The sequence below is a fragment of the Gryllotalpicola ginsengisoli DSM 22003 genome, assembly GCF_000419445.1.
Lineage (GTDB): Bacteria > Actinomycetota > Actinomycetes > Actinomycetales > Microbacteriaceae > Gryllotalpicola > Gryllotalpicola ginsengisoli.
In genome coordinates, this window is record NZ_AULK01000013.1 from 19,184 (window position 1) to 27,464 (window position 8,281).

4 protein-coding genes are annotated in these 8,281 nt (G+C 72.4%); 2 read left to right on the forward strand and 2 right to left on the reverse strand.

Annotated features, from left to right (window positions below; all coding sequences use genetic code 11):
- Positions 1-56 precede the first annotated feature (56 nt).
- A complete protein-coding gene (locus tag H563_RS16895; RefSeq protein WP_022883150.1) occupies positions 57-749 on the forward strand; it encodes a hypothetical protein in 693 nt (230 codons plus the stop codon).
- Here H563_RS16895 and H563_RS0113695 read toward each other — a convergent pair.
- Both H563_RS0113695 and hrpA read right to left on the reverse strand, forming a co-directional pair.
- Complete coding sequence (locus H563_RS0113695) at positions 746-3,412, reverse strand: phosphoenolpyruvate carboxylase (protein WP_155865255.1); 2,667 nt, start codon at positions 3,410-3,412, stop codon at positions 746-748. The two genes, H563_RS16895 and H563_RS0113695, sit on opposite strands and share 4 nt — an antisense overlap.
- Before the next feature lie 46 nt (positions 3,413-3,458).
- Positions 3,459-7,466: an ATP-dependent RNA helicase HrpA gene (gene hrpA / locus H563_RS0113700; protein ID WP_022883152.1), complete on the reverse strand. Its 4,008-nt coding sequence runs from the start codon at positions 7,464-7,466 to the stop codon at positions 3,459-3,461.
- 204 nt (positions 7,467-7,670) lie between these two features.
- On the opposite strand from hrpA, the gene H563_RS0113705 reads away from it, so the two are divergent.
- On the forward strand, positions 7,671-8,281 hold a 611-nt coding region (locus H563_RS0113705; protein ID WP_022883153.1), incomplete at its 3' end, for a DUF222 domain-containing protein.

Sequence of the window (8,281 nt, forward strand, 5' to 3'; positions counted from 1 at the left end):
CGGATGCGACGCGGGGTGATGATCGAGGCATTTCTTCGTAACAGTGGGAGGCAGACATGCCGACTCGTGACACGACACCCGAATACCTTCCGCGGCTGGCCGCGGGCCGGCACCGCTCGCCACGGCGCGGCGCCTGCTTCATGGAGTTCGCGTCGTACCTGGCGGGGGAGCGGTGGAGCGACCACCCCGGGTGCACCGATCCGGCGCTGGCCGGGCTCGCGCGGGCGGTCAACGACCTGGTCTCGGACCGCCGCAGGCAGGAGCTGCTCGGCGACGTGCCGCGCGTGATCGGCCTGCGCGGCGCTCGCGGCGGCGGGCTGCAGGTGGCGGCCAGCGCCGCGATCTCGGCCCTTCCGGTCTCGGCGATGGAGCGGCAGCTGGCCCTCGCGATCGGGCTGCGGGCGATGCTGCAGGGGCTCGACGAGCTGGGGGTGGAGGCGCCGGAGCTGCGCCGCCGCGCCGAGGCGGCCCGCACGGCGGCTCCGGCGGCGGCCCGCTGGGCCGACGAGCACCCCGGGCTCACTGAGGGGCTGCCGCAGCGCCGCTACGAGTCGGCGGTGTCGGGGCTCATCGGGCTCGCGGCGGTCGGCATCGCCGAGGCGTGCGTGTACGACACCGACACGAGGCTGATCGGCATGCTGCGCGACGCGATCAGCACCTACGAGCAGACGCGGGTTGAGGCGCGCGAGGTGGCGCCGGTGCCCGCCCCGGAGGCCGCGCCGGCGCCGCGGGAGACCGTCGGCGCCTAACCCGTGTTCTGCAGCCCCGCCGCGACGCCGTTCACGGCGAGGAGCATGAGGCGGTGCGGGGCATCCGTCGCATCGGTCGAACCGGTCGCGCGGATCTCCCGCAGCGCACGCAGCTGCAGCAGCGACAGCGCGTCCACGTAGGGCGAGCGCAGCCGCACCGCGCGCTGCAGCACGGGCCTGCCGTCGAGCAGTTCCGCGTGGCCCGAGGTGGTGAGCACCCAGCGGCGGGTGAGTTCCATCTCGTCGAGCACGAGCTGGGCGAGGTCGTCGCGCAGGCCGAGGGCGAGGTACCGGCGCGCGAGCCGCTCGTCGGTCTTCGCCAGCGACATTTCGACGTTGTCGATCATGGTGCGGAACAGCGGCCACTCGGCGTACGCCGAGCGCAGCGCCTCGATGTCGCCGACGGCGGCGAGCGCCGAGCCGAGCCCGAACCAGCCGGTCAGGTTGATGCGGGCCTGCGTCCAGGCGAACACCCAGGGGATCGCCCGCAGATCCTCGAGCGACTCGAGCGACAGGCCGCGGCGGGCCGGCCGCGAGCCGAGCGCGAGCAGGCCGACCTCCTCCTGCGGGGTCACCTGCCCGAACCACTGGGCGAAGCCGTCGGCGCGCACGAGCTCGAAGAACCGCGCGCGGCTCACCTCGTCGAGGCGCCGGGCGAGCGCCGAGAACCGCACGGATGCCGCGTGGTTGCGCTCCTCGTTCGACGGGGCGCTGGCCAGCAGCGTCGCCGACGCCATCTGCTCGAGGTGGCGGGCGGCGATCATGCGGTCGCCGTACTGGGCGAAGATGACCTCGCCCTGCTCGGTGAGCTTGAAGCGGCCGTCGACGCTGCCCGGCGGCTGCGCCAGCACCGCCTCGTTGGCCGGGCCGCCGCCGCGGCCGAGTGCGCCGCCGCGGCCGTGGAACAGGGTCAGCTCGATGTCGTTCTCCTTCGCCCATTCGGCGATGCGGCTCTGCGCGGAGTACAGCGCGAGGGTCGCGGAGACGGGGCCGACGTCCTTCGACGAGTCGGAGTAGCCGAGCATCACCTCGAGCTTGCGGCCGGTCGCCGCGAGCCGCTGCTGGACCGGCTCGAGTTCGATGAGGCCGGCGAGGATGTCGGTGGAGTTCTCGAGGTCGGCGAAGGTCTCGAAGAGCGGGATCACGTCGAGCACGGGCGCCTTCTCGGGCGAGCCGAGGGCGCGCGCCGCCAGGGTGTAGACGTTCTCGAGATCCTGCGCTGACTGGGTGAAGGAGACGATGTAGCGGCGGGCCGCGTCGACGCCGAAGCGCTTCTGCAGGGTCTTGATGGTGCGGAAGACCTCGAGCACCTCCTCGGTCATCTCCGAGCGCTCGCCGCCGGCCTCGAGCTCGGCCAGGGCCTGCCGGTGCACCTTCGAGTGCTGCCGCACCTCGAGCTCGGCGAGGTGGAAGCCGAAGGTCTGCACCTGCCAGATCAGGTGCTGCAGCTCGCCCGAGGCCGCCCGCGCCGCGCCGCCGTCGCGCAGCGACGACTGGATCACGTTGAGGTCGTCGAGCAGCTCGTCGGGGTCGGCGTAGGAGAGGTCGGCGTTGCGCAGCCGGGTCGCCACGATGCGCTCGGCGACGAAGAGCAGCGCGCGGCGGTGTGGCTCGGTGTGCGAGCGCAGGTCGATGTCGCCCGCCGCGTCCTCCGAGAGTGAGCGCTGGCGCGCCCAAAGCTCGAGCAGCGCCGGCGACGGCGGGGCGTCGTCGGCCGAGAGGGTGAGGGTGCGCCCGATGCGGTTCGCGGCGTGCTCGTAGCCGAGCAGGATGTGCTCGCTGGCGATCGAGGCCGCCTTGCGGGTGACCTTGGCGGTGACGTAGGGGTTGCCGTCGCGGTCGGCGCCGATCCAGGAGCCGAAGCGGACGAAGGCCGGCGCCCGTGAGGGCGCGCGCCCGGCATCCGTGCCCAGAAGCCAGTCGTCGAGCTTGCGGTAGACCTGCGGCAGCACCTGGAACAGGGTCGTGTCGAACACGTTCATCGCCGTGCGCACTTCGTCGAGCGGGGTGGGCCGGGTGGAGCGCAGCGGCGAGGTGCGCCAGAGGATGTCGATCTCCTCCAGCAGCCGGCGCTCGTTCTCGACCGCGGTCGAGTAGCCGATGCGCGGGTCGTCGCGCACGGCGAGCAGCTCGGCGATGCGGCGGATGGCGCTCGAGACCGCGGGGCGGCGGGCCTCGGTGGGGTGCGCGGTGAGCACGGGGTGGAAGCGCAGCTGCTGCACGCGGCGCTGCGTCTCCTCCTCGCCCACCTCGTCGACGAGGTGGGCGATCGCCCCGGCGAAGGTGTCGGTGCGGCCCTCGGCCCGGCCCTTCACGTCGCGGCCGCGCAAGCGACGGATGCGGTGCTGCTCCTCGGCGAGGTTGACGAGGTGGAAGTAGGCGGTGAACGCCCGGGCGACCTGCTCGGCGCGCTCGGGGCTGAACGAGGCGACCAGCCGCTCGGCCTCCTCGAAGCGGGCGAGGTCGCCGTCCTCGTAGGCGGCGATGGTCAGTGCGCGCAGGTGCTCGACGTCGTCGAGCAGCTCGGGCCCGCCGGCGTCGGCGAGCACCCGGCCGAGCAGTTCGCCGAGCAGGCGCACGTCGCTGCGCAGGGACCCGTCGACCTCTTCACGGATGCGGCGGCGACGGCTGAGCTCGGTGCTGGTGGTCTGGGCGTCGGTCATCATGATGAGGTTAGGCGACCGCGAGGCGCCGCTGCCAATCGGGGCGTCACGCGGCCAGCACCTTGGCGATGCGCTGCAGCGACACGCTCTCGGCCGTGCCGAGCGGCTGGGCGAAGAGGCTGATGCGCAGCTCCTCGAGCATCCACCTCGTGTGCCGCAGCTTCTCGGGCGCGTGCGGGTCGAGCGGCAGGGTGCCACCCGCCTCGGCGTAGCGGGCGGTCGCCGTCTGCACCTCGGTCATCCACGCCCGGTCGCGGCCCGGATTGTCGGGCAGCTTCTCGGCCCGGTAGGCGATGCCCTCGAGGTAGCGCGGCAGGTGTTTCAGCTGCGCGCGGCCGGTCGCGGAGACGAAGCCGGGGTAGACGAGGTTCGCCAGCTGCTGCTTCATGTCGGTGAGCGCCGCGAGCAGCGCCATGCTCGTCGCGGCGGCCACGGCCTTCTCGGCCTTGCGGGCGGCGGTGAGCGTGCGCGCCACGTGCTTCACGGTGTCGAACATGGCGTCGACCACGACCGCCGAGACCCGATCGCGCACCCGCTCGTAGTCGGCCTTCGTGAAGACGAGCCCGTGCGTCGCGTCGGCGGCGAGCACCTCGTCGACCACCGCGGCGAGGCAGTCGGCGAACAGCGCGGGGGTGCTCGCGTAGGGGGCGACGGCCAGGGCGAGCTTCTCCGGCGCGGTCAGGTGCTCCTGCACGTAAGAGGCCGGGGAGGGGATCTCGTTCAGCAGCATCCGCCGCACGCCGCGCGGGTGCTGGCGCGCTTGCTCGGCCGGGGTGGCGAGGATGCGCAGCGCAACCTTGCCCCGCTCGTCGACGAGCGCCGGGTAGCCGCGCACGGTGTTCTTCAGGCCCCCGACGGTGGTGTCGACCTGGCGCGGCAGCTCGCGCATGTCCCACTCGGGCACCTCGTCGCGCTCGAGCGCGTTGGGCACGCGGGCGGTGGCGACGGCGGCGACCGAGTCGCGGGCGCGGGTCGCGAAGCGGCGCTGCAGCTCGGCGAGGTCCTTGCTGCGGCCGAGTCGCTTGCCGCGCTCGTCGATCACGGCGAAGGTGGGGCGCAGGTGCGCGGGCACCCGCTCGAGGTCGAAGTCGTCGGCGTCGACGGGCGCGTAGGTGAGGCGTTTGATGACGGATGCCACGGCTTCGGTGAGCGGCGCGTTCGGCTCTTCGGGCAATTCCGCGACGATCTTCGCCGCCCAGTCGGCCGCGGGCACCACCGAGCGGCGCAGTGCCTTGGGCAGCGAGCGGATCAGCGCCGTCACGAGCTCGGTGCGCAGCCCCGGCACCTGCCAGTCGAAGCCGGCGGGGCCGAGGCGCGCGAGCAGCGGCAGGGGCACGGTGACGGTCACGCCGTCGTCCTCCGCGCCGGGCTCAAAGCGGTAGGAGAGCTGGAAGCGCTGGTCGCCCTGCCGCCAGATCGTGGGGAACGCGTCGTGGTCGACCAGTTCCTCGGGGGAGGCGTCGGCGAGAAGCATCCGCTCGGTCATGGTGAGCAGCTTTGGGTGCTCTGTGCGGGCCTCGCGCCACCAGCGCTCGAAGCTGCGGGTGTCGACGACGTCGCGCGGCACGCGCTCGTCGTAGAACGCGAACACGGCCTCGTCGCCGTCGAGGATGTCGCGGCGGCGGGTGCGCTCCTCGAGCTGCTGCAGGCGGCGCACGAGGGCGCGGTTGCGGCGGTCGAACTCGAACAGCGGGCCCTTGCGCTCGGTCGGCCACTCGCAGTCGACGAGGCCGTGGCGCAGGAACAGCGTGCGGGCATAGTCGCGGTCGATGCGGGCGAACTGCACGCGGCGCCGCTCGACGATCGGCACGCCGAAGAGCGTGACCTTCTCGTAGGCGACGGCGGCGCCCTGGTTCTTCTCCCAGTGCGGCTCGGAGTACTGCCGCTTGACCAGGTCGCCGGCGATCGGCTCGGCCCAGGCGGGGTCGATCGCGGCGTTCATGCGCGCGAAGAGGCGGCTCGTCTCCACGAGCTCGGCGCTCATCACAGCGGGCGGCTGCTTCTTCGCGAGCGTGGAGCCCGGGAAGATGACGAACCGCGTGCCGCGGGCGCCCGCGTAGTCGCGCTTGGCCTGGTCGCGCAGTCCGAGGTGGCTGAGCAGGCCGGCGAGCAGGCTCTTGTGGATGCCGTCGGGGTTCACGGCCGGCTCGCCCACCTCGAGTTTCAGCTCGCGCGCCATGCGCGTGAGCTGCCGGTAGACGTCCTGCCATTCGCGCACGCGCAGGTAGTTCAGGAACTCGGCCTTGCACAGCCGGCGGAACGCGCTGCTGGAGAGCTCGCGCTGCTTCTCCTCGAGGTGGTTCCAGAGGTTCAGCAGGGTGAGGAAGTCGCTGGTCGGATCGGCGAAGCGCGCGTGCAGCTGGTCGGCGGTGCCGCGGCGGTCGACCGGGCGCTCGCGCGGGTCCTGGATGGTGAGGCCCGCGACGATCGCCATCACCTCGCGGGTGGTGCCGTGCTTGCGGCTCTCGATGACCATGCGGGCGAAGCGCGGATCGATCGGCAGCCGGGCGAGGTCGCGCCCGATGCGCGTGAGGCGCAGTTCGCTTTGGCCGCGCGCACCCGCCGCTCGACTCGTCGGCGAAGCCGGCGAATGGAGACCGCGGGCGCGTCCCCCCGCCGGTTGAGGAGCGCCGGAGGCGCGTCCCCCCGCCGGTTGAGGAGCGCCGGAGGCGCGTCCCCCCGCCGGTTGAGGAGCGCCGGAGGCGCGTCTCGAAACCGCGCCCAGCTCCGTGAGCAGATCGAGCCCGTCCTTCACCCCGCGCGGGTCCGGCTTGGTGAGGAACGGGAACGCCTCGATGTCGCCGAGCCCGAGCGAGATCATCTGCAGGATCACGGCCGCGAGGTTCGTGCGCAGGATCTCGGGCTCGGTGAACGCGGGGCGCTTCTCGAAGTCCTCCTGCGAGTACAGGCGGATCGCGATGCCGTCGCTGGTGCGGCCCGCGCGGCCCGAGCGCTGCGTCGCCGACGCCTGGCTGATCGCCTCGATGGGCAGCCGCTGCACCTTCGCGCGGGTCGAGTAGCGCGAGATGCGCGCCTGCCCGGCGTCGATGACGTACTTGATGCCGGGCACGGTGAGGCTGGTCTCGGCCACGTTCGTGGCGAGCACGACGCGGCGACGGATGCCGGGGCGCGAGCTCGGCTCGAAGACGCGATGCTGCTCGGCGGCGGAGAGGCGCCCGTACAGCGGCAGCACGTCGGTCGTGTCGGCCTGCCCGCGGCGGGTCAGGTGGCCGCGGATCGCGTCGGCCGCGTCGCGGATCTCGTTCTCTCCGGAGAGGAAGACGAGCACATCGCCGGGCTTCTCGCGGGCCAGCTCGTCGAGCGCGTCGATGATCCCCTGATTGACGTCGCGGTCTGTGCCGCCGCCCGCTGGTCGACTCGCCGGCGCAGCCGGCGAATGGAGACCCGCATCCACATCCTCGTCCTCGACCTCCTCCGCGACGAGCGGCCGATACCGGATCTCCACCGGGTACGTGCGCCCGGAGACCTCCACGATCGGGGCGGGCCGGCCCGAGGCATCCGCGAAATGCTTCGCGAACGACTCGGGGTCGATCGTCGCCGAGGTGATGATCAGCTTGAGGTCGGGGCGGCGGGGCAGCAGCTGTGCGAGGTATCCGAGCAGGAAGTCGATGTTGAGGCTGCGCTCGTGGGCCTCGTCGATGATGATCGTGTCGTAGGCCGCGAGGTCGCGATCGCGGTGCATCTCGTTGAGCAGGATGCCGTCGGTCATCAGCTTGATCCGGGTGGCCGCACTCACCTGGTCGGTGAAGCGCACCTTGTAGCCGACGGTCTGGCCGAGCGGTTCACCGAGCTCCTCGGCGATGCGCTCGGCGATGGTGCGCGCGGCCAGCCGGCGCGGCTGGGTGTGCCCGATGCGCTCGCGGCCCAGCTGCAGTGCGATCTTCGGCAGCTGCGTGGTCTTGCCCGAGCCGGTCTCGCCGGCGACGATCACGACCTGGTGGTTCGCGATGGCCTCGGCGATCTCGTCGCGCTTGCGGGAGACGGGAAGGTCTTCCGGAAACGTGATCCGGGGGAGCTGGGGGGTGTCAGGCATGGGCTCTTCAGTTTCGCACGGGCGGGGGTGTTGCGGGGTCGTGCGGGGCTGTGGAGAACTCGGACGTGCGTTCTAATCTGTGGACAAGTTTGTGTGGAAAGTGCTGTCGAAGAGTGCTACACATGTGCTAGTCTGTAGCTGTCCGCGCCACAACCGAAGAAGCCGCCCGAAGGGGTGTGCTTCGCCCTGTGTGTGGAGCGTGTGATGACGACGATCGGCCCGGCCGCAGCGGACGCGATGGCGCGTTTGTGCGCGTTGCTGCCGACGGATGTCTCGTCCCTTCCGCCGCGCGAGTTCGTCGCCTTCCTCGAGGCGACCGCCGAGGTGCGCCGGCAGCTCGACGCGATCGAGCTGGTGAACGCCGGCGAGATGACCCGGCGGTCCGCCGACGATCATGATTCGCTGGCCCGGCGGCTCGGGTATCGCACCGCGGCCGACGCGCTGGAGGCGGTCACCGGCTCGTCGGGCAAGGAAGCGCGGCAGCTGGTGCGGGATGCGGAGCAGGTCGCGAAGCTGCCGCACCTGGCCGAGGCCGTGCTGGCCGGGCGCATCGGGCGGGAGTCGGCGCAGGCCATCACGCAGACGCTCGGCAGAGCGGCGCACGACACCGACCCGGTGGAGGCGGCCGGGGCCGAGCAGGCCCTCGTCGAGCTGGCGCAGGCGGCGCCGGCCGACCGGGTCCGCGAGGCCGGGGCGAAGCTCGCCGGCGAACTGTCGGTGCGCGCCGTCGAAGATCTGCACAAGCGGGCGATGGCCGAGCGCTACTTCAGCGTCGGTCCGGTGAAAGACGGGGCGGCCCGGGTGTCGGGGCTGCT